Origin of the sequence: Gracilimonas sp. (genome assembly GCF_035704785.1) — a bacterium.
Lineage (GTDB): Bacteria > Bacteroidota > Rhodothermia > Balneolales > Balneolaceae > Gracilimonas.
In genome coordinates, this window is sequence record NZ_DASSWP010000026.1 from 1 (window position 1) to 25,130 (window position 25,130).

Annotated in this window: 19 protein-coding genes; 9 read left to right on the forward strand and 10 right to left on the reverse strand. The window is 42.8% G+C overall.

Translation table 11 applies throughout. The features are described 5' to 3' along the window. Positions 1 to 735, forward strand: a 735-nt coding sequence (locus VFM80_RS01260) for a Smr/MutS family protein (protein ID WP_395068752.1), incomplete at its 5' end; no start/stop codon positions are given. A gap of 205 nt (positions 736 to 940) precedes the next feature. Here the strand turns inward: VFM80_RS01260 and clpB are convergent. The 4 genes from clpB to VFM80_RS01280 all read right to left on the reverse strand — a co-directional run bounded on the left by clpB (position 941) and on the right by VFM80_RS01280 (position 7,649). Next, the gene (clpB, locus tag VFM80_RS01265) at positions 941 to 3,580 is read right to left on the reverse strand and encodes an ATP-dependent chaperone ClpB (RefSeq protein WP_395068754.1); all 2,640 of its coding nucleotides are present in this window, start codon (positions 3,578 to 3,580) and stop codon (positions 941 to 943) included. Between the two features lie 388 nt (positions 3,581 to 3,968). Beyond that, the gene (locus VFM80_RS01270) at positions 3,969 to 5,438 is read right to left on the reverse strand and encodes a Do family serine endopeptidase (protein ID WP_395068756.1); all 1,470 of its coding nucleotides are present in this window, start codon (positions 5,436 to 5,438) and stop codon (positions 3,969 to 3,971) included. Positions 5,439 to 5,595: 157 nt separating this feature from the next. Further along, positions 5,596 to 6,024, reverse strand: a complete 429-nt coding sequence (locus tag VFM80_RS01275; RefSeq protein ID WP_395068758.1) for an Hsp20/alpha crystallin family protein — start codon at positions 6,022 to 6,024, stop codon at positions 5,596 to 5,598. Positions 6,025 to 6,290: 266 nt separating this feature from the next. Then, entirely contained in the window at positions 6,291 to 7,649 is a 1,359-nt protein-coding gene (locus VFM80_RS01280) for a class II 3-deoxy-7-phosphoheptulonate synthase (RefSeq protein WP_395068760.1), read from the reverse strand. A 118-nt stretch (positions 7,650 to 7,767) separates the two neighbouring features. Here VFM80_RS01280 and VFM80_RS01285 point away from each other — a divergent pair, with 118 nt between their 5' ends. The 8 genes from VFM80_RS01285 (at position 7,768) to VFM80_RS01320 (ending at position 19,733) form a co-directional block, all read left to right on the forward strand. Next, a complete protein-coding gene (locus VFM80_RS01285; RefSeq protein WP_395068762.1) occupies positions 7,768 to 9,066 on the forward strand; it encodes an adenylate/guanylate cyclase domain-containing response regulator in 1,299 nt (432 codons plus the stop codon). Positions 9,067 to 9,153: 87 nt separating this feature from the next. Continuing rightward, positions 9,154 to 11,496 carry an ABC transporter permease gene (locus VFM80_RS01290; RefSeq protein WP_395068764.1) on the forward strand — a complete coding sequence of 781 codons (2,343 nt, stop codon included), beginning with the start codon at positions 9,154 to 9,156 and terminating at the stop codon, positions 11,494 to 11,496. A gap of 176 nt (positions 11,497 to 11,672) precedes the next feature. After that, a complete protein-coding gene (uvrA, locus tag VFM80_RS01295; protein ID WP_395068766.1) occupies positions 11,673 to 14,510 on the forward strand; it encodes an excinuclease ABC subunit UvrA in 2,838 nt (945 codons plus the stop codon). 58 nt (positions 14,511 to 14,568) lie between these two features. Then, complete coding sequence (locus VFM80_RS01300) at positions 14,569 to 15,123, forward strand: hypothetical protein (protein ID WP_395068768.1); 555 nt, start codon at positions 14,569 to 14,571, stop codon at positions 15,121 to 15,123. A 144-nt stretch (positions 15,124 to 15,267) separates the two neighbouring features. Beyond that, positions 15,268 to 17,082 (forward strand): protein translocase subunit SecD, encoded by a 1,815-nt coding sequence (secD, locus tag VFM80_RS01305; protein ID WP_395068770.1) that lies wholly within the window; start codon positions 15,268 to 15,270, stop codon positions 17,080 to 17,082. 39 nt (positions 17,083 to 17,121) lie between these two features. After that, complete coding sequence (secF, locus tag VFM80_RS01310) at positions 17,122 to 18,039, forward strand: protein translocase subunit SecF (RefSeq protein ID WP_395068772.1); 918 nt, start codon at positions 17,122 to 17,124, stop codon at positions 18,037 to 18,039. Positions 18,040 to 18,053: 14 nt separating this feature from the next. Further along, the gene (locus VFM80_RS01315; protein ID WP_395068774.1) at positions 18,054 to 18,395 is read left to right on the forward strand and encodes an STAS domain-containing protein; all 342 of its coding nucleotides are present in this window, start codon (positions 18,054 to 18,056) and stop codon (positions 18,393 to 18,395) included. Between the two features lie 63 nt (positions 18,396 to 18,458). Then, on the forward strand, positions 18,459 to 19,733 hold the full coding sequence (locus tag VFM80_RS01320; protein ID WP_395068776.1) for an adenylosuccinate synthase: 1,275 nt from the start codon (positions 18,459 to 18,461) through the stop codon (positions 19,731 to 19,733). A gap of 152 nt (positions 19,734 to 19,885) precedes the next feature. Here VFM80_RS01320 and VFM80_RS01325 read toward each other — a convergent pair whose 3' ends face one another. The 6 genes from VFM80_RS01325 to VFM80_RS01350 all read right to left on the reverse strand — a co-directional run. Further along, positions 19,886 to 20,614, reverse strand: coding sequence for a sulfotransferase family protein (locus VFM80_RS01325; protein WP_395068778.1), 729 nt, complete (start codon positions 20,612 to 20,614; stop codon positions 19,886 to 19,888). 74 nt (positions 20,615 to 20,688) lie between these two features. After that, on the reverse strand, positions 20,689 to 21,612 hold the full coding sequence (locus tag VFM80_RS01330; RefSeq protein ID WP_395068780.1) for an aminotransferase class IV: 924 nt from the start codon (positions 21,610 to 21,612) through the stop codon (positions 20,689 to 20,691). A gap of 416 nt (positions 21,613 to 22,028) precedes the next feature. Further along, on the reverse strand, positions 22,029 to 22,703 hold the full coding sequence (locus tag VFM80_RS01335) for an FAD-binding oxidoreductase (protein ID WP_395068782.1): 675 nt from the start codon (positions 22,701 to 22,703) through the stop codon (positions 22,029 to 22,031). Positions 22,704 to 22,787: 84 nt separating this feature from the next. After that, positions 22,788 to 23,255 (reverse strand): nuclear transport factor 2 family protein, encoded by a 468-nt coding sequence (locus VFM80_RS01340; RefSeq protein WP_395068784.1) that lies wholly within the window; start codon positions 23,253 to 23,255, stop codon positions 22,788 to 22,790. After that, positions 23,248 to 24,774, reverse strand: coding sequence for a sodium:solute symporter (locus tag VFM80_RS01345; RefSeq protein WP_395068786.1), 1,527 nt, complete (start codon positions 24,772 to 24,774; stop codon positions 23,248 to 23,250). Before VFM80_RS01345 ends, VFM80_RS01340 begins: the two co-directional genes overlap by 8 nt. A gap of 82 nt (positions 24,775 to 24,856) precedes the next feature. Then, positions 24,857 to 25,130 (reverse strand): non-canonical purine NTP pyrophosphatase (locus VFM80_RS01350; RefSeq protein WP_395068788.1); only part of this gene is annotated, 274 nt, incomplete at its 5' end.

Sequence of the window (25,130 nt, forward strand, 5' to 3'; positions counted from 1 at the left end):
GAATCGGAGCGGAAGAAATTTGAGAATAAGATTCAGGCCATTGAAAAGGATAAGGAGAAGATTCGCGAGAAGGCGCTGAAGGAAGCAAAGTCGATCATGGATTCTGCCAATCAGCGGGTGGAGCAGGCGGTTCAGCGGATCGTGGAGCAGAACAAGGCGGATAAGGATGAGATCAAAGAGATCCGTAAGGAAGTGGATCAGGAGAAAAAAGACATCGACCGTTCGCTGCAGGAAATTGAGGACAAGAAAGAAGCCCGCGAACTGGTTACTGACGATCCCCCAAAAAAAGGAGATCACGTCCGCTTCAAAGATGGAAATACCACGGGTGAACTGATAGAATTAAATGGCAAAAATGCAGTGGTTCAGGCCGGCGGACTCAAGCTGAAAACCAAGTACAAAAATTTGGTCAAAGTGGAGCAGCCCAAACAGAATAAAAAAAAGAAAGCGCGTTCGTCGATGATCGTAGGCGATAGTAACCTAACTTCAGAAATGGTAAAACCCTCGATGGACGTACGAGGAATGAGAACCGAGGATGCCCTGCATGAAGTCACCCAATACATCGACCGGGCAGTATTCCGAAATATGAATCAGGTTGAGATCATTCACGGAAAAGGTGATGGCATTTTACGAAGTCAGATACAATCCTATCTGAATACCCGTAAAGATGTGAAGAGTGTGGAAACTGCTCCTATTGAGAGAGGCGGGGCAGGTTGTACGATTGTGGAACTGAAGTGAGAAATTGGAAATTTTGAATTTTGAATTTACTCCTCGCTCCACACGCTCTGCGTTGGAGCGGATACGGAGGTTTCGGCAGGCATTCCGAACGAGTCCTTCGGGACGAGATAGATTCTATATAACAAAAATGGGCTGAAGCTCTCACTCCAACCCATTCAATTTTTCATACGTCTTTTATCTAACGTCTTACATCTACCATTACTCTCTAATCATTTTCCGCCCATGCTTCCACATCTTCCACCACTTCGGCAAACTCAATGGCATCGCCGTTTTTGCTGATAGTTGCTTCGTAATGCACCGGGCCTTCCTCATCCCTGCTGATGAGCAGTGAAGCCAGCTTGTTGGTGATGTTTTGCTGAATCACCCGCTTGAGTGGACGGGCTCCGTACACCGGATCATATCCGCGAACAGCCATCCAGTCTTTCACGGCATCCGGAATGTCCAGCTTCACGTTATTCTTCTCAAGCAATTTATGCACTCTGCGGAGCTGAATATCGACGATCTCACGAATGTGCTGCTCTCCCAACGGATGGAATACAATGGTATCATCCACGCGGTTCAGGAACTCAGGGCGAATGGCCTGCTTCAGCTGTTCGATCAGCTTGTTTTGCAATTCTTCGTACTTCTCGTCAGTCATTTTTCCTCCTGACTTCTCGATCTCATTGGAGATCAGGTGTGAACCGATGTTGGAGGTCATGATGATGATGGTATTCTTGAAATCTACTGTCACGCCTTTGTTATCAGTTAGGCGGCCTTCATCAAGCACCTGCAACAGAATGTTGAACACATCCGGATGGGCCTTCTCGATCTCATCCAATAAAATCACAGAGTACGGATGTCGGCGGGCGGCTTCGGTAAGTTGTCCGCCTTCATCGTAGCCTACGTACCCTGGGGGCGCTCCAACCAAACGACTGACGCTGTGTTTTTCCATATACTCACTCATATCAATGCGGATCATTGCCTGCTCATCATTGAACAAGAAATCAGCCAGTGACCTTGCAAGTTCAGTTTTACCTACCCCGGTTGAACCGAGAAAGAAAAATGAACCAATGGGTTTTTGCTCATCCTGCAATCCTGCACGCGAACGCCGGACGGCATCCGAAACAGCCTCAATGGCTTTATCCTGGCCGATCACACGTTTATGCAATTCATCTTCGAGTTGCAGTAATTTCTTGCGCTCACTTTGCAGCATTTTTCGGACAGGAATTCCGGTCCACCGTGCTACGATATCGGCGATGTCTTCAGCATCCACTTCCTCTTTCAGCAGAGATTGATTTTCCTGCATCTCATCCAGTTTGTCCTGGGCCTCCTCCAGTTCATTTTCAAGCTGGGCGATGGTGCCGTAGCGCAATTCGGCTACTTTTTCGTAATTTCCTTGCCGCTCTGCTTTGTCCGCTTCATTTCTCGTTGTGTCGATCGCCTGTTTCAACTCTCTCACTTTCTGGATGAGTTCACGTTCCTGTTCCCACTGAACACGCATGGTCTTGCGCTGTTCTTCAAGATCAGCCAGTTCTTTCTCGATCCCTTTCATTTTGGACTGATCTTTCTCGCGTTTCAAGGCCTCACGTTCTATCTCAAGCTGACGAATTTGTCGCTCCAACGCATCTAGTTCTTCGGGGAGAGAATCGATCTGCAGTCGTAACCTTGACGCAGCCTCATCAATCAGGTCAATCGCTTTATCGGGAAGAAATCGGTCGGCAATGTACCGGTGTGAAAGCTCGGCAGCTGCAACTATAGCCGCATCGGTAATTCGGACTCCGTGGTGCATTTCATACCGCTCTTGCAATCCCCGTAAGATGGAGACCGAATCTTCGACTGAAGGTTCGCCAACCATTACGGCTTGTAGACGACGTGCCAATGCTTTGTCTTTTTCAATGTATTTGCGATACTCATCAAGCGTGGTGGCCCCAATGGCATGCAGTTCTCCGCGAGCAAGTGCCGGTTTCAGAATATTAGCGGCGTCCATAGCACCTTCGGTTGCTCCGGCTCCAACCAGGGTGTGGATCTCATCAATAAATAATATAATCTCACCATCTGAATCGGTTACATCTTTGATCACAGCTTTGAGGCGTTCTTCAAATTCACCCCGAAATTTCGTTCCGGCTACCAACGATCCCATATCGAGGGCAACAATACGTTTGGTTTTCAACCCTTCGGGAACATCACCTCGAACAATTCGCAGGGCCATTCCTTCAGCTATAGCAGTTTTACCTACACCGGGTTCACCGATCAACACCGGATTATTTTTGGTACGGCGGGTCAGGATCTGCATCACGCGCCGGATCTCCTGATCACGGCCAATAACGGGATCGAGCTTATTCTTTTCAGCCAGTTCATTCAGATCTCGTGCGTATTTCTTTAAGGCACCATACCGGCTTTCAGCGTTTGGATCATCCACGGTTTGATTACCGCGAACATCCTTCAGCACCTTAAGAATATTCTCTTTGGTCACATTTTGATCTTTGAGCAAATTGGCAACTTCACCTTTTATGCTTGCCATCCCTATCAAAACATGCTCTGAGCTGATATACTCATCACCAAGTTTAGAACCTTCTTTTTGAGCCACATCAAACAGCTCTTTGCTATTGTTCGACAGGTACTGACCTGAAACAGATGCTCCCTGAACTTTGGGAAGTCGCTCCAGGATAGAATCCACGACTTTAGTAATAGCAGAGGAGTTTGCTCCAAGCTTACTTAAAATGGTATTTACAATACTCTCATGATCGCTTAAAAAAGCCTTTAGAATGTGAGCCGGTTCCACGGCCTGATTGTTACCGCTTTGGGCAAGTTCCAACGCCTTTTGAACCGCTTCCTGGGCCTTCAGTGTAAATTTGTTCATATTCATATTAAATCTCCTTTTCTCTTATTTGTATTTAATATGACCAAAATCGTGCCCGTTCTTACATATTGACAGATTTTCAGTATTCGCAATATTTATACATTTATATAATAAAATTCCGAATTATGAATAGGATGCAAAACCCAAAATGAATTGCATAAAAAAACCCCGAACTGTATCAGAGTCCAGGGTTTGGGTTTTTCGGGGTACAAAATCTTTTAAGTTCTATCTCTTAAGATACGGAATGTTTAGAAAAATCCCTGTAATTTTTAGTAAATAGAAGGGGATTTTAATAGAGAACATCAATATGCTCTATAGGTATAGAAATAAACCCCGGTCTTTATCAGAGACCAGGGTTTGGGTTTTCGGGGTACAAAATTTTTGTTGTGCTGTTTTATAGCTCGAATGCAATATATTGTTCCAAGCCACTTCGCAGAACCGTTAACAAAATAACTTCATCTCCTGCTTCTACTGCTTTTTCAACTTCTGCATAAAATTCATCGGAAGTTTCAACCTTAGTTCGCTTGACTCTAGTAATTATGTCATTGCTTCTAAGACCTCTTTCATAGGCGTTACTGGATCTACTTATTCCCTCAACAAAAACCCCTTCAATATCGTTGCCGATTCTGAATTGATTTCTGATGTTCTGATCCAGACCCCGAACGGAAAAACCGAGGCGTTCTTCAACATCCTGAGACACGGTTGGGTTTGCTGTTGCAATTGCTTCTTCAGGGCGTTCTTCCAAGGTAACTTCCAGGCTCATTTCTTCTCCATCTCGGATGATTCCCAACTTGATAGTATCACCCGGTTTTTTTGATGCAATGCTTGTTCGGAAGATATCCCAATTCTTGATCTGATCATCATTCAATGACACGATCACATCTTGAGATTGTAACCCGGCTTTGTCTGCAGGACCTCCTTCTTCTACGCGCCCAACGATTACTCCCCGAACATTATCAAGGCCAAGTGCGCGAGACATAGTTTGATCAACTTCACCACCGAAATACATCCCTAAATATCCGCGACTTACTTCTCCGTCCTCTATAAGGTCATTCATAATTCGCTCAGCAAGTTTTATTGGGATTGCAAAACCAATCCCGTCGTTACCACCTGACCTTGATGCAATGGCGGAGTTAATTCCAACCAATTGACCATTTACGTCGATCAATGCTCCGCCGGAATTACCTGGGTTAATTGCAGCATCAGTTTGAATATAATCGCCGAAAAATGTCAAATTATTCAGGGACCTCCCGCGAGCACTTACAATACCCATTGAAACAGTATGGGCGAGATCTTCACTCAATGGGCTTCCGATCGCCAATACTAAAGAACCGACCTTCAGTTTATCACTGTTTCCTAATTCAATGGTCGGTATATTATCTACATCAACCTGCAGAACGGCAATATCGGTTTGGGGGTCGGTACCGATCAACTCTGCGTCAACCTCATTCCCATTAAATAACCGAACTGTGATCTCATCCGTATCAGCTATTACATGATTGTTTGTTAAGATATATCCTTCTTTAGATACAATAACACCGGATCCTAATCCGCGTTGTACTCTTTCCCTAGTTTGCCCCTCTTCCATAGGCATACCAAAAAATTGGGAAAAAGGATTTACTACTTGTACTTCTTCCGTTCTTTTTGTGGTGATGGTAACTACAGCAGGATTCGTTTTTTCAGCAATGTCAACAATTGCGTCATTAAAATCTTTAAGTGAAGCAACCGATCGGTTCTCGGCGCTTATTACTTTCGTGTCTGTATCCGGCATAGAATTGGTGGCAGAATTCGTTGCCCAGTTAAAACCTAACAAAACAATAATTGCAGCAGCCACCCCAAATATATTTCTTACTGTGGTATTCATATTTTTCTTTGCTTTTTTGTATTTAATGTTTGCGGTAATACAACGCATGAATTTCTGAAAATTGTGCTTTACCACAAACCTTTACATTCTTTACTAGAAAAATAAGAAGCCGAAACCCTGTTCAGAGGGCTCCGGTTCCTTAACCAATAGATCAAGCTTAGTTTATCTTGATCTGCTTCTTAACTTTTTCTTCGCTTTTTGCAATGGTGATATTAAGTACACCATTATTATATTTCGCTTCTATGCTGTCTTCATCAATAGTATCGGGAAGCTGGAAAGAACGGTTGAATGAACCGAAACTTGATTCAACCCGATGGAAGTTTTTACCATTTTCTTCATTCTCGAATTTACGCTCACCGCTAATTGATAAGCGTCCGTTTTCGAGGTCTACGTTGATATCTTCTTTCTTCATACCGGGCAGTGCCACTGAAACTTCAAATTCATTTTCAGTTTCAGAAATATCTACACTTGGCATGAACGAATCTTTGCGATAGTTGAGTGATTCATTGAAGAATTCATCAAGGATATCGCTGAAATTCTTTGAATGAAGATCAACATTGGGTCGGGAATACTTTATAAGTGCCATAATGAACCTCTTTTTTGATTTTGGTTTTTATGATTTCACTTATATCAATACAAGCTTCATACCATCAAAAAAAACAACATGTCTTTTCTGACAGACAGGCAACACCACTCTGTTGAAATTTCAGACCGATTGCATAGAAAAGAAATGTTGACAGACCGGAAAAGCAGGACTGTCAGTATCAATAACAAACTTGGCAGGAATCCAGGTTTTAGGCGCAAGGTGCCAGGAATATTCTAAAACCTAACACCTCGCCACTAAAACCTTTTTTAAGAATAGCTCTTCTTCCACTCGCGGGCTACAAGGAAGGCCATTTCGAGGCTTTGTTCGTAGTTAAGGCGCGGATCGCAGAAAGTCTCATAATTTCGATTCAGTTCATCTTCCTCCAGGCCTTTGGCACCGCCCACGCATTCGGTCACGTTATCACCGGTTAGCTCCAGATGAACACCGCCGAGGTAACTTCCTTCCGAACGATGTATAGCAAAGGCAGAACGGACCTCACTGATAATATCATCGAAGTTACGGGTTTTGATTCCACCATTGGTACTGAATGTATTTCCATGCATTGGGTCAGAACTCCAAACTACCGGAAATCCTTCACGCCGCACTGCCTGAATCAACTCAGGCAGTTCTTTTTCGATCAGGTCTTTACCAAAGCGGGTGATCAGAACAATCTTTCCGGCTTCATGGCTTGGATTCAATGTTTCGATGAGCTTCAGAGTTTCGTCAATTTCATAGGGTGGCCCTATCTTGATACCCACCGGATTATTGATGCCTTTAAAATATTCTACATGTGCCCCATCCAGATCACGGGTTCTGTTACCCAGCCATACCATGTGAGCGCTTAAATTAAAATGCCCAGATTTTCTTGGTACAGGCCTTGTTTGAGCAGAATCGTAATATAAATTCAGAGCTTCGTGGGAAGTATAAAAATCAACTTTCTGTAACGTAGAAAAGGTATCAGGAGCAATAGCCTCCACAAAGCGAACCGCCTTGGTAATGGAGGTTACCATATCCTCATATTCGGCATAGTATTCATTATTGCGCATGAAATCGAGCTCCCATTGCTCCGGGTGGTGAAGATCGGCAAATCCCTCATCCGCTAAAGCTCTCAGAAAATTCAAAGTCAGTCCCGCTTTGTGATATCCTTCTATCAACCGATCCGGATCAGGCATCCGAATACCGGATTCTGATTCAAACCCATTGATCAGATCTCCACGGTAATTGTGCATTTCTTCACCGTTTACCGTTTCAAAATCATTGGATCTTGGTTTAGCATATTGTCCGGCAATTCTGCCAACCCTTAGAACCGGTGCACCCATTTCATGAATCAGGATAAAACTCATTTGAAGCAATACCTTCACCATATTCACAATCTTTGGTGCTTTGGTGGCATCAAAACTTTCAGCACAATCACCGCCCTGCAACAAAAATGCTTTTCCGGCAGCAACATTAGCCAATTTGGATTTCAGTGCTTCAATTTCCCAGGAAGTAACCAACGGTGGCAGTGATTTAAGCGCCTGATAACTTTCCTCTAATTTTTCCTGGTTTGGATACTCCGGCAGTTGTTTTACCGGTTTATCTTTCCATGAGGTCGGTGTCCAATTTTTTAGTGTTACTTCTTGCATAAACTTATATTTCTAAGTGAGCGCTAAAACTATCGGTTTTTCAGGGTTAATGCTCAAATTTCTTACGCATTGTATTGATCAATGAAATATATTAAGGGCGAATTTCAAAAATCACATTATGTTAGAAACAAAACCACGGATATTAGTTGTTGATGACCATCCTGCTCTTGTAACATTAACAAGACACAAATTGATTCAAAAAGGATATGAAGTCATTACTGCTCAAAATGGACAGGATGCATTAGAGATGGCTCGCAGTGAATATCCCGATCTGATATTGAGTGATGTAGATATGCCCATAATGAATGGGTTTGAGCTTTGTGAGAATGTAAAAAGAGATTCTAAGCTCAGTAAGATCCCGATCATATTGGTAACCTCAATGGTGACTACTGAATACATCATGAAAGGTATTGAAGCCGGTACTGATAATTATCTTACCAAGCCTTACGATGATGAAACGCTCTACGCTAAAATAGAGGAACTTTTAGTCAATCCTCCACCTCCCATAAATAGCCTTGAAACAGCGGAGGTAAAAATAGAAGGCAAAACCTACAATGTGCTTGCAGATTACTCGCACTTAGTAAACTTGTTGATCTCTACTTACAAGAATACACTTGCACAAAACAATCAGCTTAGTAAGATGCAAAGCGGATTAAATGCGGCAAATAAGGAACTGGAACTTACCAAGCAGGAACACGAAGAACTCATTCATAATATTTTTCCCGAGAAGATCGCGCAAAATCTGCTCGCATACGGAACGGTAACTCCTGAACGATACGAGGATGCAACCATAATTTTTACTGATTTTTCAGGGTTTACAAAAGTAGTACCACAATTAAGTCCGGAAGAGCTTATTGAGAGCTTGTCTTTTTATTTTGATCGATTTGATGACATAACATCTCAGCACAATTTGATCAAGATCAAAACCATTGGTGACAGTTACATGGCTGCAGGTGGACTGCCTGAGCGTAATGCTACTCATCCAATAGATACCATCTTAGCCGCACTTAAGATCCGCGATTTTGTTCGAAAATTCAGTGAGGAAAGCAAAAACAGTGAAACTCCATATCTGCCTATTCGCATTGGTGTTCATACCGGAAAGGTTGTGGTTGGGGTGATTGGCAAAAAACGTTTTGCTTACGACATTTGGGGAGAGACTGTGAACCTGGCCGCACGTTTGGAAGTACATTCTGAGAATAACTCCATAAATATTTCGGAAACCACCTATGAGCGGGTTAAGGATTTCTTTGTATGTGAAAGCCGTGGAGCTATCGACACCAAACACACCGGAAAGATTCCGATGTACTTTGTAGAAAGGGTGAAACCGGAGCTTTCTGAGGATGATGAAGGACTTTTGCCGAACAGGCTTTTTATCAGGGAATACAATAACCTTTTGAGAACAAACAACAGTAATTAGTATCTCCCAAGCAGTTACATCATTTTGTACTTGTATTTTTAAAGTAAAATAGTAGTTTAGATTTGGTTATATCATCAAATTAATACTATGCTTAGAAACTACATTACATTCGTTTTCAGAAATCTGAAGCGAAATCTGGGGTATCTTTCTATCAATTTATTAGGTCTGGCGTTGGGTATCGCCACTGTTTTGCTGATTGCTTTATATGTACAGCATGAACTTAGTTACGACCAATATCACGAAAAGAAAGACCGAATTTATCGCATGGTCTCCTACAGTGGATTTGCTGAGAAAAGCTGGGGTGGGTATGTAAGCGGCGACCCCATTCCTGAAATGAGAGCCAGCTATACTGACGTTGAGGACGCAGCAAAATATATGACCTGCGGATCAGATAATGTTACTCTTGGCAACACACGCTATGAAGATATTTCCATGCTTTGCGGAGAATCGAACCTATTCAACATCTTTTCTTTTGATGTTATTGCCGGTGACCGCAACGCTATGCTGGATGCACCAAATACCGTAGTTATTACCCGATCACTGTCGGAACGGCTTTTTGGAAATGAAAACCCGATCGGAAAAACTATCCCCATTCATTTTGGTTACTCTGCTGAAGATGCTACTGAATTTGAGATCACCGGGTATATGGAAGATGTACCGACAAATTCCCATTTCAGGTTTGACCTGATGATCTCTTATGAATCTCTCCGAAGTACAACAAGATGTATGGATTGCGGACAGGTAATGTATGCCATGTTACATGAGGGTGCGAATCCCGATTCTGTGGCAAGCCGAGCACTCACCCATGTGCAAGAGATCGATGGCAGGAATTACGTTGAAGATCTGCAATTAGAACCACTGACAGATGTTTACTTTTCAGATATTGTAGCCTCGCCTCAAGGAGATATGCGCTATGTAATGATCATGGCTGCCATTGCAGGACTTATCCTTTTGATCGGCTGTGCGAATTACATGAATCTGGCCACGGCACGATTTTCACAGCGTTCCAAAGAGATCGGGGTCCGTAAAGTATTGGGCGCTCACCGTTTTGAGCTAATGAAGCAATTTTACCTTGAAACCATAATTCTAACCCTTCTTTCACTTCCTTTGGCTATTGTTTTACTGGCTGTTGGAATACCCTACTTTAACACGGTTGCAAATACAGATGTAGCCATTCAATGGTTTGGGGATCTTACCCTATATATGTCTATTCTCGGTTTATTAGTGGTGATTGGGATCATAGCCGGGAGTTATCCGGCCCTTTTCCTGTCTTCTTTCAAACCGAGTGAAGTTATTAAAGGGACTTTAAAACCAAGCTTATCAGCAGCAGGTATCCGAAAAGGATTGGTTGTATTTCAGTTTATGATCGCTTTGGTAATGATCGTGGTTACAGGCGTGATCATGCAGCAGTTATTTTATCTGCAAGACAAAAATCTTGGCTTTGATACCGATCAGGTTGTAGTGGCCACGATGGGTGACCCGTCTTTTATGAATCAGTACACGGCTGTACAACAGGAATTTCAGAAAATCGCCTCCATAAAACATGTATCGGCTGCAAGCGGTGTTCCTATGAGAAGAGGGGGAGCCCATTTTATTCATCAAGTTGATGATCGGCAGATCGAGTTTGTAACACCTACTATTGATCATGAAACCATTCATGCATTAGATATTCCTTTACTTGCAGGTCGAAATATATCGGAGACCATATCCAAAGGCCGGCGTGAGGCACTCATGACCCTGACGGGAGTCACCGAATTGGGGCTGGAAACCCCGGATGAAGTGATCGGTCAAACAATTGGAATGTATGAAATTGTCGGGGTCGTTGAAGACTTTCATATCAAGCCATTGCATGAAGAGATACAGCCGGTGATTTTGTCTCAAAACAATTGGGGGCAGGCTAATTCGTTTATTATAAAAATTGAAGGGGGAACCATACGTGATACCTTTGATGATCTGCAAGCTGCATGGGATGACCTGGGAACTAACGGGCCACTTGAGATCACTTTTGTTGAAGACCAGATTAATCAGATTTATGAAAAAGAACAAAACACGGCTAAAATAATCGGCTTTTTTGCCTTCATGTCAATTTTTGTAGGATGTTTGGGATTATTCGGACTGGCTACTTTCATGACTGAACGCCGCATAAAAGAGATTGGCATCAGAAAGGTTTTAGGTGCAAGCGTGGGTAATATCCTGGCACTTCTTTCCAAAGACTTTGGGAAACTTGTTTTACTGGCTTCTCTGATAGCAGCTCCGATAGCTTATATCATCGCGAACAAATGGCTCGCTAATTTTTCGTACCGGATCGATATTGGTGCTTCGATCTTCCTGATCTCCGGTTTAGTGGTGCTTCTGATCGCCCTATTTTCTACAGGAATCCGGTCACTTCAAGCCGCCATCAAAAACCCCGCAGATACACTCAGAAGTTAAACGCTCCTTAAGCCAACATCGCACAGGCGAGACGCCTGCGCTAGTACTATTAATAAACTAGCTTCCCCTTGAACCTAATATCTAACACCTTGCACCTTTCCCTAAAAAGGAATGAAGCTTTTCCCCCTCCTGTTTCGTATTTTACATAGTTCTGAAATCCTAAAATCAAAGAGACTTTGCAGCATAATATTGTATTACGCGGCGCCCGCGAACACAACCTCAAAAATATTGACATCGACATTCCCCGCGACCAGCTCGTGGTCATCACCGGACTCTCCGGCTCCGGTAAATCCTCTCTGGCTTTTGACACCATCTATGCTGAAGGTCAGCGAAGATTCCTGGAATCTCTCTCCGCTTATGCACGGCAGTTTTTAGGAATGATGGAACGCCCCGCTGTGGATTTCATAGACGGACTTTCTCCTGTAATTTCCATCGACCAAAAAACCACCAATCGGAATCCCCGCTCTACTGTCGGTACAGTCACAGAGATCTATGATTTTCTAAGACTATTGTATGCCCGTATCGGTATTCCCTATTCTTATAAAACCGGCAACAAGATGGAAAAACAATCTGCAGATCAGGTTGTTGCTACGGTGATGGATATGCCGGAAGGCACCAAAGCGTATTGTTTGGCACCGGTGGTTCGTGGACGTAAAGGACATTATCGGGAGTTGTTTGAGCAAACCATTAAACAAGGATTTGTAAGCGCCCGCATTGATGGCGAATTTCATGATCTGGAAAAAGACATGAAACTGGATCGATATAAAACTCACAATATTGAAATTGTGGTCGACCGCTTCGTCATATCCCCAAAAAGTGAAAAGCGCATTGCCGAAAGTATTCGTCTTGCCCTTGAAATGGCTGACGGGAATGTGATCCTTGCCATAAAAGACGGGGATGAGATCTCAGACAAACTCTATTCTCAAAATCTCTTTGATCCTGAAAGCGGCCTGGCATACGAAGATCCCGCTCCAAACCTATTTTCGTTCAATTCACCTTACGGAAACTGTAAGGAATGTGAAGGATTGGGATATACTTATGATGTAAGCTGGGACCTACTCGTTCCAAATAAAGAACAAAGTATTTCTGATGGCGGAATTCGTTTTCTGGGCGCTCCACGAGATATCTTTGTCTTCAAACAACTGAAAGCCATTTTAGATTCTTTCGATCTGGATTTTGAAACCCCGCTCAAAGAATTTCCTGAGGAAGCACTGAATATCATCATGCACGGGAGTGGTGATAAAAAATATTCTGTGAGCTACGATTTCAAGGACAATTCAGTGACCTACAAGCATAAGTTTGAGGGGCTGAGAAACACCATTATTGATCAGTATCATAACAGTAAATCGAACAAGCAGCGGGATAAAGCAAAGGCCTTCATGGATAAAGTTACCTGTCCCGAATGCAGTGGCGGCCGACTTAATAAAGAAGCACTCTCTTACAAAATTGACGGATACAATATCCACGATCTCGTTCAACGGGATATACAGGATCTTCGGGATACGCTCTACGCCATTAACCTGAATGAGCGACAGCAAACCATCGGTAATCAGGTTTTAAAAGAAATTCGGGATCGTCTCGATTTTCTGCTGAATGTGGGATTGACTTATTTGTCTCTGGATCGTGAAGCTCAAACATTGAGTGGCGGCGAAGCTCAGCGTATCAGATTGGCAACGCAGATCGGAACTCAGTTAGTTGGGGTACTTTACATTTTAGATGAGCCAAGCATCGGACTCCATCAACGTGATAATATCAAGCTGATCAAATCCCTGGAAACTTTGAGGGATCTTGGTAATTCCGTAATTGTAGTAGAACACGATCGCGAAACTATTGAGCATGCTGATTTTGTAGTAGATATGGGTCCGGGTGCCGGCGTGAACGGCGGATATATCGTCACTTCAGGCAAACCCAATGAACTTGACCCTGATTCCGACACTGCTAAATTTTTGAGAGATGAAGAAGTAATTAGAGTTCCCGAAAAAAGAAGAGAAGGAAACGGAAAGTCTATTGTTATCAAAAATACCCGGGGCCATAATCTCCAGGATCAGAATATCAAAATTCCTTTGGGTAAGTTTATTTCAGTCACAGGAGTAAGCGGCAGTGGAAAAAGCTCGCTTATCAATCAAACCCTGGTTCCGATCCTTTCTAACCATTTCTATAAATCCAAAACCGTTCCTCTTCCCTATGATTCTATTGAAGGAATAGACAACGTGGACAAGATCATCTCCATTGATCAAAGTCCTATTGGGCGAACTCCCAGGTCTAATCCGGGAACGTACACCAAAGTATTTGACCATGTAAGAAGACTATTTGCTGAGCTTCCTGAATCCAAAATTCGGGGTTACGACCAGGGACGTTTTTCATTTAATGTGAAAGGAGGCCGGTGTGAAACTTGTCAGGGTGATGGAGTTCGTAAGATAGAAATGAATTTTCTTCCTGATGTATATGTAACCTGTGAAACCTGTAACGGCAAACGCTATAACCGGGAAACGCTGGAGATCTACTATAAAGGGAAAAATATTTCTGATGTGTTGAAAATGCCGATCAGTCAGTCTGCAGAATTTTTTGATGCCCAACCCGCTATTAGCCGTATTTTAGGGACCCTGACCGATGTCGGCTTAGGCTATCTCACTTTGGGCCAATCCTCAACTACCCTTTCCGGGGGAGAAGCACAGCGGATCAAGCTGGCCCGTGAACTTTCGAAAGTAGGAACGGGTGATACCTTATATGTAATGGATGAACCGACTACCGGACTTCATTTCCAGGATGTAAGAATGTTAGTGGATGTAATACAGCGGTTGGTTGATAAGGGAAATTCGGTGATCGTGATCGAGCATAACCTTGATCTTATAAAAGCTTCCGACTGGATGATCGACTTAGGACCTGAAGGCGGTGCGGGCGGTGGTGAAATTATTGCTACCGGTACCCCGGAAGATGTAGCTGAGGTTGAAGCATCCTACACCGGGAAATTCCTGAAAGAAGAATTTGACCGCTTGAAAAAGGAACCCGTCTGAATAACTTTAAAAGTATTAGTTCACAATTGTTCGATTGTTGTTTATATTTTAGCTCTGAATGAAATTCTTTCGTACACATATCGCCCGTTCGTTTAATGTAGGTATTCTGCTTGCAGGTCTCGTTTTCTATTTCATGAAACCGGTTAGTGATAGTGCTGAAAATGATGCTTTTGCTGTATGGTTGCAGTCTAATCTTAAATCCAGCTCAAGCACAATTGTTGTTGACCAAATTCGAGGGCTTTCAGCTGCTGATGGTAAATTAGAGTCAGTTATTCGTGAAGCCTCAGCCCTTGTAAAAGCAAATGCAGATGATTTTGAGCTTCCGGTAAATTCCCAGTCTCAGGATGAAAACGAAGTATTCCAGCTATTGTTAAAAGAATGGAATGCATATCAAAGTTCATCCTCAGGAATGGGCAAGGCCGTGCTTATAAAACAAGCTCAGCCAAATTCTGTATTACCGGTTGATGGTTTTTCTTTTGGAAATAAGTCTGCAACCCATCAACAAAATATAATAATTGCAGATGCCGGGATCTCAATGGAGCAGATCCATGCTCCAACCCACCGTTTTTATCTATCCCCTCTTTCAAGCGGAACTGCGATCAATGCCCCCTGACCTCATCGTTAAAGAGATATCCACACTACACTTTAACGATATCTGAATCTTGAAAAGTAACGGTTTACTTAATAATAGCCGGTACTGTTCTGAATATTCAATTCATATCTTTTAAAACAATTCAAAACTAAAAACTTTACTACCATGCAAGGAAACGGATTTAAAATTGGTACTATCGTGGCTTTTTTAGCCCTTACCATATATTACCTCTGGCCCACCATTCAATGGAATCTGGAACAGAATTATATTGAAGAACTGAGTGCCTCAGAAGCGGCTCAGTATAAAGAAGAAAATGAAGAAAAACTTGAAAGCCTTCGAAGCAGAATATTGTCATTGGGACTTGACCTCAAGGGCGGTATGCACGTAACGCTTGAAGTAGGTGTTCCTCAATTAATCTTGGAATTAGCCGGCGACAACAGGGATGAACTGCTCGAAGATGTAGTCGAAACTGCCCGTCAGCGATCTATCGAAGACGGTTCAGACTTTATTGATGAAATGGTTTCGGAATTTGAATCCCGGGATCCCAATGCTCGTTTAAGCCGGTATTACAGAAATGATGCAATGGACATCACCCGCCGATCAACAAACGAAGAAATAGCTGCTTTCCTTAAAGCACAGCGTCAGTCAGCCTTGGAAAGGGCCATTGAGATTATCCGAACACGTGTTGACCGTTACGGTGTAACAGAACCTTCTATCGTGAAGCAAGGAAACAACCGGGTTGTAGTTGAGTTGCCGGGCGTTGAAGATAAAGAACGTGTGCGTAACCTATTGAAAGGTACGGCCCGGCTTGAATTTCGTCTTGCTGCAGATGCCGAAGAGTTTCGTTCATTTGTAGAACAGGTTTATGAATATTATGATAGTTACGAAACAACTGATGCTGATTCCGATTCTGTTGTCAATAATCAATTTAGCCCACTTGAAGAGGTGTTAGTACCCGCTCAAAGCCCTTATTTAGTTGGCTATGCTACTCCGGAAGACACAGCCCGTGTCATGGATCTGTTACAAAATGAAGACATTCAGCGGATGATGCCCAGAAGTACAACCGTTATGTGGAGTGCTAATCCTTTGTCAGGACAAGGCGGTGAAGATCTTTACCAGCTGATTGGCGTTCGTACTCAGATCGAGTTAACCGGAGATGTAATTGAAGCTGCATCTGTACAATTCGATCCGGCTACCAACGTGCCTGAAGTGTCCATGAGCATGAACAGCGAAGGCGCCCGAAAATGGGGTAGAATTACCGGAGCTAACATCGGAAAACCGGTAGCCATTGTTTTGGATGGATTTGTTTTCTCCTATCCAAACGTCCAAACCAAGATCTCTAACGGACGTTCATCCATTACCGGATTAGACGGGATCAACGAAGCAGAGGATTTAGTAAACATCTTGCTTTCAGGTGCCCTTCCCGCTCCACTTGAAATTCTTGAAGAGCGCACAGTAGGTGCAACATTGGGTGCAGAATCAATTAGAGCAGGGTTAAACTCTATTCTATTTGGATTGGGAACTGTCGCATTATTCATGATCGTATATTACCGAACCGGTGGTGGAATTGCTGACCTGGCATTGCTTCTCAATATCATTTTCATACTTGGTATTCTCGCAGCTTTCAAGGCTACTCTAACACTCCCCGGTATTGCAGGTATTGTATTGACCATCGGTATGGCGGTGGATGCAAACGTACTGATCTTTGACCGTATCCGGGAAGAACAGCGTACCGGAAAAACACTAAAAGCTTCCATTGAAGCAGGCTATGCAAATGCCATGAGTGCCATTGTAGATGCGAACGTAACCACGTTTTTCGTGGCCATTATCCTTTTCAGTTTCGGCGTTGGACCGATCAAAGGATTTGCCGTAACCCTTATGGCCGGTATCGTAGCATCACTTTTCAGTGCTATTGTGATCACCCGTGTAGTGGTAGATTACCTAATCCAAGCCAAGAAGAGCGTAGTAAGCTTCGGTTAATTCTAAAAAAGAAATTTAAACGACTAAAGGAATATTATTATGAGATGGTTTGAAACACCAAATTTTAACTTTACGGCAAGCCATAAGATAGCCTATATCTTTTCCGGAATTCTATTTTTGGCTTCACTAACAGCAATCTTAACTCAAGGATTGCAATATGGCATCGACTTTAAAGGCGGTAAGGAATTCGTTCTCGAATTTCAAAGCCCCGTTAATGTTGTGGAAATGAGATCCGGCTTGAGCGAACCTCTCGGTACAGCTCCTGAAATAAAACTATATGGTTCTGATTCAGAAGTTCTGATCCGAACAGATAATGAGAGTGATATCAGTACTGTTCAACAGATCATCACCTCAACCGTTAGTGAACTTTATCCTGATAATCCTGCCAATGTTGTTAAAACATCTGTGGTTGGCCCTCGTTTTGCGGAGGATCTTAAATGGGGTGCATTGCAAGCAGTTATTTACGCTATTGTGATCATTTTCATTTATATCCTGATCCGATTCCGAAACTGGACCTTCTCGGCCGGAGCAGTTGCAGCCCTGGTTCATGATGTTGTGATCGTTCTTGGGGTATTCACTATCCTAGCTGATCTGGTTCCATTCAGTTTACAAATTGATCAGGCATTAATTGCTGCATTTTTAACTATTGTGGGTTATTCGCTTAACGATACCGTGGTTATATTTGACCGGATTCGCGAAAATTCCAATGTCCACAAAGGAATGGACTTCACACCTATGGTAAATAAGAGCTTGAATGATACGTTAAGCCGTACTATAATTACTTCTCTTACTACCTTGTTTGTGGTGCTTGTGCTGTTTATTTTCGGAGGTGAGGTGTTGAAAGGATTTTCTTTTGCACTCCTTATCGGTATCATTTTGGGTACATACAGTTCACTGTTTATAGCCAGTGCGTTGGTAGTAAAACTCGAAGAGCGTACCAAAAAATCATTAAATTAAAACAATAGAATATTATGAGCTTTAATACATCAGAACGCTACAACAGCGTTGTTATCGAATTTAAAGGGAACGTGATGGGTGGCCCTGATGCGGTTAGCCTGAACGAAAAACTGCATGAACTCATCGATGCCGGAAAAACCAATGTTGTGGTTGACCTTGGCAAGGTAAAATTCATGAATTCTTCAGGTCTTGGAATGCTTATAGGAGGATTAACTACCATGCGCAAAGCCGGTGGTGACCTTCGCATTGCTAATGCGACCGATAAAATTGAAAGCCTATTGATAGTTACAAAACTTATCACGGTATTCAAACACTTTAAGTCTGTGGAAGAAGCCGCAGAATCATTCGAAGATTAATACACTTGAATTTAAAAATGAATACAAAGGGGTGTTCTGCACCCCTTTTTTATTGAACTTATTATGAGCACAAGAGTTGTTATTGGAGCACAATGGGGTGATGAAGGTAAAGGTAAGATCGTTGACCTCCTCAGTGATAAAGCGGATTTTGTAGTCCGCTTTCAAGGGGGTGCTAATGCAGGACACACCCTGAAATTTGACGATAAAAAATTCGTTCTTCACCTTATTCCATCCGGAATTTTTAATGGAAATGCTGATTGCGTAATCGGCAACGGAGTTGTAATCGATCCCATTGCACTGGTTGAGGAAATTAAAGACGTTCAGGAAATGGGTTTTAGTCTGGAAGGCCGGTTCTTTATCAGCCAAACAGCACACGTTATACTTCCCTATCATAAACTACTGGATCAGCTCAAAGAAAAGCGCAGAGGCGGTGATGCCATAGGTACTACCGGCCGGGGAATCGGCCCTGCTTATGTCAGTAAAGTATCACGGGTTGGAATTCGCATGGTTGATCTGCTGGATCGGGAAATACTTCGGGAGAAAATTGACCAGAATTTAAAAGACATAAACTTTGCGCTCCAAAATCTCTATAAAGAACCCAAGCTAAATACTGATGATTTAATGGCTGAACTTGAAGATGCCATTCAATTATTGGAACCGCTTATTTGTAATACTACCAACATGCTGCATGAAGGCATTAAAAATAATAAGTCCATCTTGTTAGAAGGTGCCCAGGGTACTTTGCTGGATGTCGATCATGGTACTTATCCATATGTTACTTCATCTTCACCCACATCAGGCGGTGCTTGTATTGGCTCCGGAATTCCGCCAACTGCACTTACCAATGTGATGGGAATTACAAAAGCCTATTGCACCCGAGTTGGAAATGGACCCTTCCCTACTGAATTATTGGACGAAACCGGAGAGAAACTTCGCAAAAAAGGAGCTGAATTCGGCGCCACAACCGGACGCCCTCGCCGATGTGGCTGGCTCGATCTGGTTGCCCTTAAATACGTTGTTCAACTCAATGGCATGAATGAACTTACCCTCACTAAAATGGATGTGATGGACGGTTTTGAAGAAATCAAGGTTTGCACATCTTATAAAATTGATGGCAAAAAAACGGATGTATTTCCGTTATGTCTGGATGAGATCGAAAAAGTAGAACCAGTGTATACCACCCTGCCCGGTTGGAAAAACTCTATTGAAGGAATTACAGACTGGAATGATCTTCCATCAACGGCACAATCCTATATCAGGTTCATTGAAGAGTATCTTGGAGTGAAGTTTACCATTATCTCTACAGGGCCAAAGCGCAACGAAACGATCGTACTTTAACGCCTGTCTGATGGGTTCAAGTCCGCCTGTCCAATTTTATTAGAACTATCAGGCTGGATCTGATAAATCCATCAGACGGGATATCCGTCAGATGGATCTCAAAGAGGAAAAGCTAATTAAGCTTACACTTTACAGACCTAAAATTGAAGATATCAATCCCCGGCGTACGTCAATAACTCCTCATAAGCTTCCTGGCATTCTTCCAGCAAATCTTCCAATTCTTCCGGAAAAGGCTCATTTTTAGCTTTATAGGCTCTGAATCCAGTAGACCGGTGTACGTTATGGTACCAGTACTTAGCCCACACTCCATCCTCTTTTCGGGGCCCTGCCGGCCATTTGAGCATGGCTTCATCAAAAGGAATACCAAGTGTCCCGCACAACTCCCTCAATCGTGATTGGGGATACTGCAGTATGTCCTTGGCATCTACGATCACCGTTTTTTTATCAATGGACCTCAGGTACTTCACGATTTCAAGGTGTTTGGCATAGCCTACATCCTGCATAGTCGGATTTTTCACCTGCTTGGCGTAAGACGGGAGCATATCTTTGGGAGGACGAGTTAAAAATACATTCACCGTTTTCTCCAGAAAACTCAGATCCAGATTTACCAGATGATGAGTCATATTCTTAAAAAAAGCGATGGGAGTATCATAATCTCCGAGTATGATCTCATCCACCACCTTCTGTCCATCATTTTCCTGACTTTCCAGCACCTCTTCGGCCCCCGGATGATAATTTTTAGCATCGGTATTAGCCAAATAATGAGCATAGAGAGGCTCATCTACCACAGTGGCATCTTCGCGCTGAGCAAATGAATACATCAATGCTGTTGAAATATTACGTGGACCGCTCCACAAGCAAATTCGTTTTGTTTTTAACATGTATTTCGCCTTTACTTTTTATTTTAGAACTGAGTTTTTAAATACACTCAGTGTAAAATTTATATTCAATTTATTTATACTTTTTCCTTCTGTGTTGCAAGCTCAATTTCCTGCTCATACAGCTTCTGTAAGTGCTGAGTTATTGCCCCGGGAACTGCTTTCGTTATCACCCTTCCGTCTATCGTTGTTACAGGGGTGAGTCCTCCAAAACTACCTGTTACAAATGCCTCATCAGCTCCATATACATCAAATAACGAAAAATTCTTTTGAACACAGCTAATTCCTGACTTTTCACAGATCTCGATCACCTTTCCGCGTGTTATCCCATTCATACAATACTGACCCGTTGAGGTCCAAACCTCATCCCCTTTTACCATAAAAAAGTTGGTGGCATTACAAGTAGATACAAACCCATTGATATCCAGCATGAGAGCTTCATCAGCTCCTGCCTCAATAGCCTGAACCAATGCCTGTACCTCATGAATTTTACTGTGGCAATTCAGTCTCGGATCAAGATAATCGGGCGAGCCACGGCGAAACGTACTGGTAAATAAAGTCACCCCGCGGTCTCTGCTTTTGGGATCCGCTTTTTTATACTCGGCAATGATCACCAAATTCGGGCCGGATATGGTCAATCTTGGATCCTGGGAAGGAGTCTTTTTTATGCCTCGTGTAAACATTAGCCGCACATGAACGCCGTCTTTCATGTTGTTGGCATCGAGGGTTTTCCAAATGGCATCCGTGATCTCCTGACGAGTCATCTTCAGATCCATACCTATGGTTTTGGCTCCTTGGAATAACCGGTCATAATGTTCTTTGACGAAGACAAGCACACCTTTATGTAAGCGGAAACCTTCCCAAACTCCATCGCCTACCAAATAACCGCTGTCAAATACGGATATCTTAGCTTCACTTCGGGGAAATAATTCTCCGTTGATGTAGATAAGGACATTTTTATTCCGCGGATCATCGACCGCATTGTGTGTGCCGTGTGCCATTTAATTTTTAAATGAACATACGTAAAACACAACAAATGGTCATCCTTTTGAGGTTAAACGCATTACAATTAATAACATGTATTTAAGCCAATTTGAAATGAAAAAATTTGTACTAAGAAGAAAATGTGTTCTTAAAAAAAAATCTCTACAGTAATAACTGCAGAGATTTTATGATACTTAGATCAAAAGAAAACTTACCCCGAAAACCCTGGAAGGTTAGCATGTCAGGACAAAAATACCTGATCTCGATTTGTCTTAATCAGGTTGACGAGAAAAGTTTAAGGATTTTATGCATCATTGAATAATTCAACTCTGATAAAAAATGAACCGGTTCTGAACCTGCCTTAAAAGGGACCCCTATTTGCAATGGAGGATGTTTCAGGATCTATAATTCTATTCTTATCAAATATGAACCACTACTCTTCAAACACCAGGGCATCAGGATCGGCTCCAAGATCTTTCAGATATTTCATCATAGATTCATTGAAAGGCCCGGGACCGCATACATAAAATGGCTGATCAAAATCATCTATCTCGGATTCCAGAAATTCCTTATCTATAAATCCATCCAGAAATATATGATCGCCCGCCGGTTCTTCATCGGTAATGGCATTGATGAAGTTATCACCCAGCTTATCCTCAAATTCATCCTTCAGGATAATATCCTTCTCAGTTTTGTTGGAAAAAATGAGTTTGTTATTTCCAATCTCCCCCTTTTTATCCAGATCTCTGAAGATAGCGATGAACGGAGTTATTCCTGCTCCGCCCGCTAAAAATACGCCTTCGCCTTTGTATTGAATGGTGCCCCAGGATTCGTCAACAATCAGCTTGTCTCCTTTTTCCAGATTACCTATCTGTTCAGTAACACCGTCATGCTCCGGATAAATCTTGATCACAAACTCTAGATTTTCATCTTCATTCAGTGACGTAAATGTAAATGGGCGTTTTTCTTCCCTCCATCCTTCTTTGTCGACAGCCACCTCGGTAGCCTGACCCGGTTCAAATTCGTAACCATCCGGTTTCTCGAGGGTAATTTTCTTTACGTCGTGAGTTACGTTTTCAATATCTAAGATCTGAAGTGTTTGAGACATAATTATCCATTTTTTAAGTGTTCGGTAATAGATACAATTATGACCTCTAAAACATTCAGGGTATATACTTATCAGAGGATATACTTAGTCGCTGGGAGTAAAAGTCTTCATATTTTTGTAAGCCTGCCGCTGCACTTTCTTTTGAAGAAATGAAGTCCACCCCAATAAAAACCCGGGAAATCCCAATGCCTGCCGACTCCATCTCCAGAAACTAAAAGAGTCCTTATGTTCAATAATGAGTCCGTCTTTAAATTTGAAGCGTGCGTTAATGTTGTTGTGAACCATCCTATTTGTTTGAGGAAATAAGTACTCCGCTTTCAGCCGGGCTTTTCCTGTTTCTTCATCCGCCCAAACCTGATCAAAATGAAATTCAAATTCCTTCGCTCTTTTACAGAGCATAGTCCACATTCCCGCTATCTCATTTTTTGAACTCAGATCGAATACCGGATCTTTGAATGTAGCTTCGGGATGATAGCAACGGATCATCCCTTCATGATCCACTGTTTGTAAAGCTGAGTATAATCGGTGAATCACCTCTTCATTTTTATTCATCTTTAAAATACCTCACCCTGTTTGAAATCAGTCCTGTGAATACTACGATCGAAGAGCCCACTAAGGTATATAGTGGCCACGCAATAGCTAATCCATCACCTGGAAGTAGATCCTGTATCGGGCCCTGAACCATAAACAGTAAGGCGATCAACCCGCAGAAAAAGCCGATGATGGCATCTGTTTTGTCGGGTTTGGTGAAGAACATCCCCAGTAAAAAGGCCCCTAGCAATCCGCCATAAGTATAGGAGGCGATCCCAAGACCAAGCTCCACAATGGCCGGCCGCTCCCCACCCTGAAGTTGCAACACAGCAAAGAAAATGGCTGATCCGGTAAGTATTACTCCCCAACCCATTGTAATTTTTCTGGAAATAGAAAGGTCTTCAGCATCAGTATTATTCTTCCCGAAGTAGGGTTTATACAGATCGTAAGTAGTTGAAGAAGCCAGTGAGTTGAGAGATGAACTAAGGCTACTCATAGCGGCTGCAAACAATGCCGCAACTATCAGTCCGGATACCCCTGTTGGGAGTTCTTCTACTATGAATTTGGCAAATATTTCATCCGTTGTGGCAAGACCCATAGCCTCAGCTGAGACGCCCTCATAGAACATGAACAGCAGCAATCCTATGCCCAGGAAAAGGCCGAATTGGAGCATTGCTACGATCCCGCTCCAGATCATCGCTTTTTGCCCTGACTTCAAATTTTGGGTAGCCAACACACGCTGCACCAGCAATTGATCCGTTCCGTGGGAAGCGAGTGAAAACACAGCGCCTCCAACTATGGCCGTGATCAGCGTGTAGGGTTGTGCAATGAATTCACGGAACGACATATCAAATCCGAGATTTATGATATCCAGTTTCTCAGCCGGTAATTCGAAGCCGGGCGGTATGTTTCCGATCAAGACTCCAATAGCAATGAACGCACCGCCTATGTACACGATCATTTGTACGAAATCCATCCAAACCACCGCCTTGATGCCACCGAAAAAAGTGTAGATCAAAGTAATTCCTGTTATCACACAAATAGAAATGATGTAAAGCTCCAGATCTCCCCACCCGGTAAAAGCACCTCCAAACCTCAGAATAATTGCCAGCGGAATGGCTGTTGCAAAAAGACGTACTCCATCAGCCAACAACCTTGTGATCATAAATGTGGAACTTGCCGCATTTCGCATGGTCGCACCGAATCTGCGTTCAAGAAAGGTGTATGCGGTAAAGAGATCACCTTCATAATATTTAGGGAGGAAAAAGAGTGCTACAAAGATCCGGCCTATCACATAGCCGACCGTTATTTGGAGAAAAGTGAGATTACCACCATAGGCAACCGCAGGAATACTGATAAAAGTAAGGGTACTTGTTTCAGTAGCTACAATGGAGAAAAGAACGGCCCACCAGGGAATCCCCTCACCGCCTAAAAAATAGTCTTTATTCGACGTCTGTTTTCCGGAGGACTTTAGCCCGAGAAACGCTACTCCGGCTAAATAAACTACAATAACAAGATAATCTATGAACGAGAAACCCAATGAAGATCCGATTTAATTAAAATTGCATCGGAAGAAAATCATAATTTCAGGGATCAATTCCCAAGATTAAAAATCGGGAAATTTATTCCTCTTTCATCAGAAATTGTACGAAGTTTTGAATAGCCCGCCCCCGATGGGAGATCTCATTTTTTGTAGCGCTGTCGAGTTCAGCAAATGTTTTTCGGAAACCTTCTGGCTTAAAAACCGGATCATAACCAAAACCTTTATCTCCTTTTTGCTCGGTGATGATCTCCCCTTTACACACTCCTTCAAAAGTATATTCGCGGTCTTTATCAACCAATGCGACTACTGTCCTGAACTGAGCTGCCCTGTTTGAGTTCCCATCAAGCTCGCCC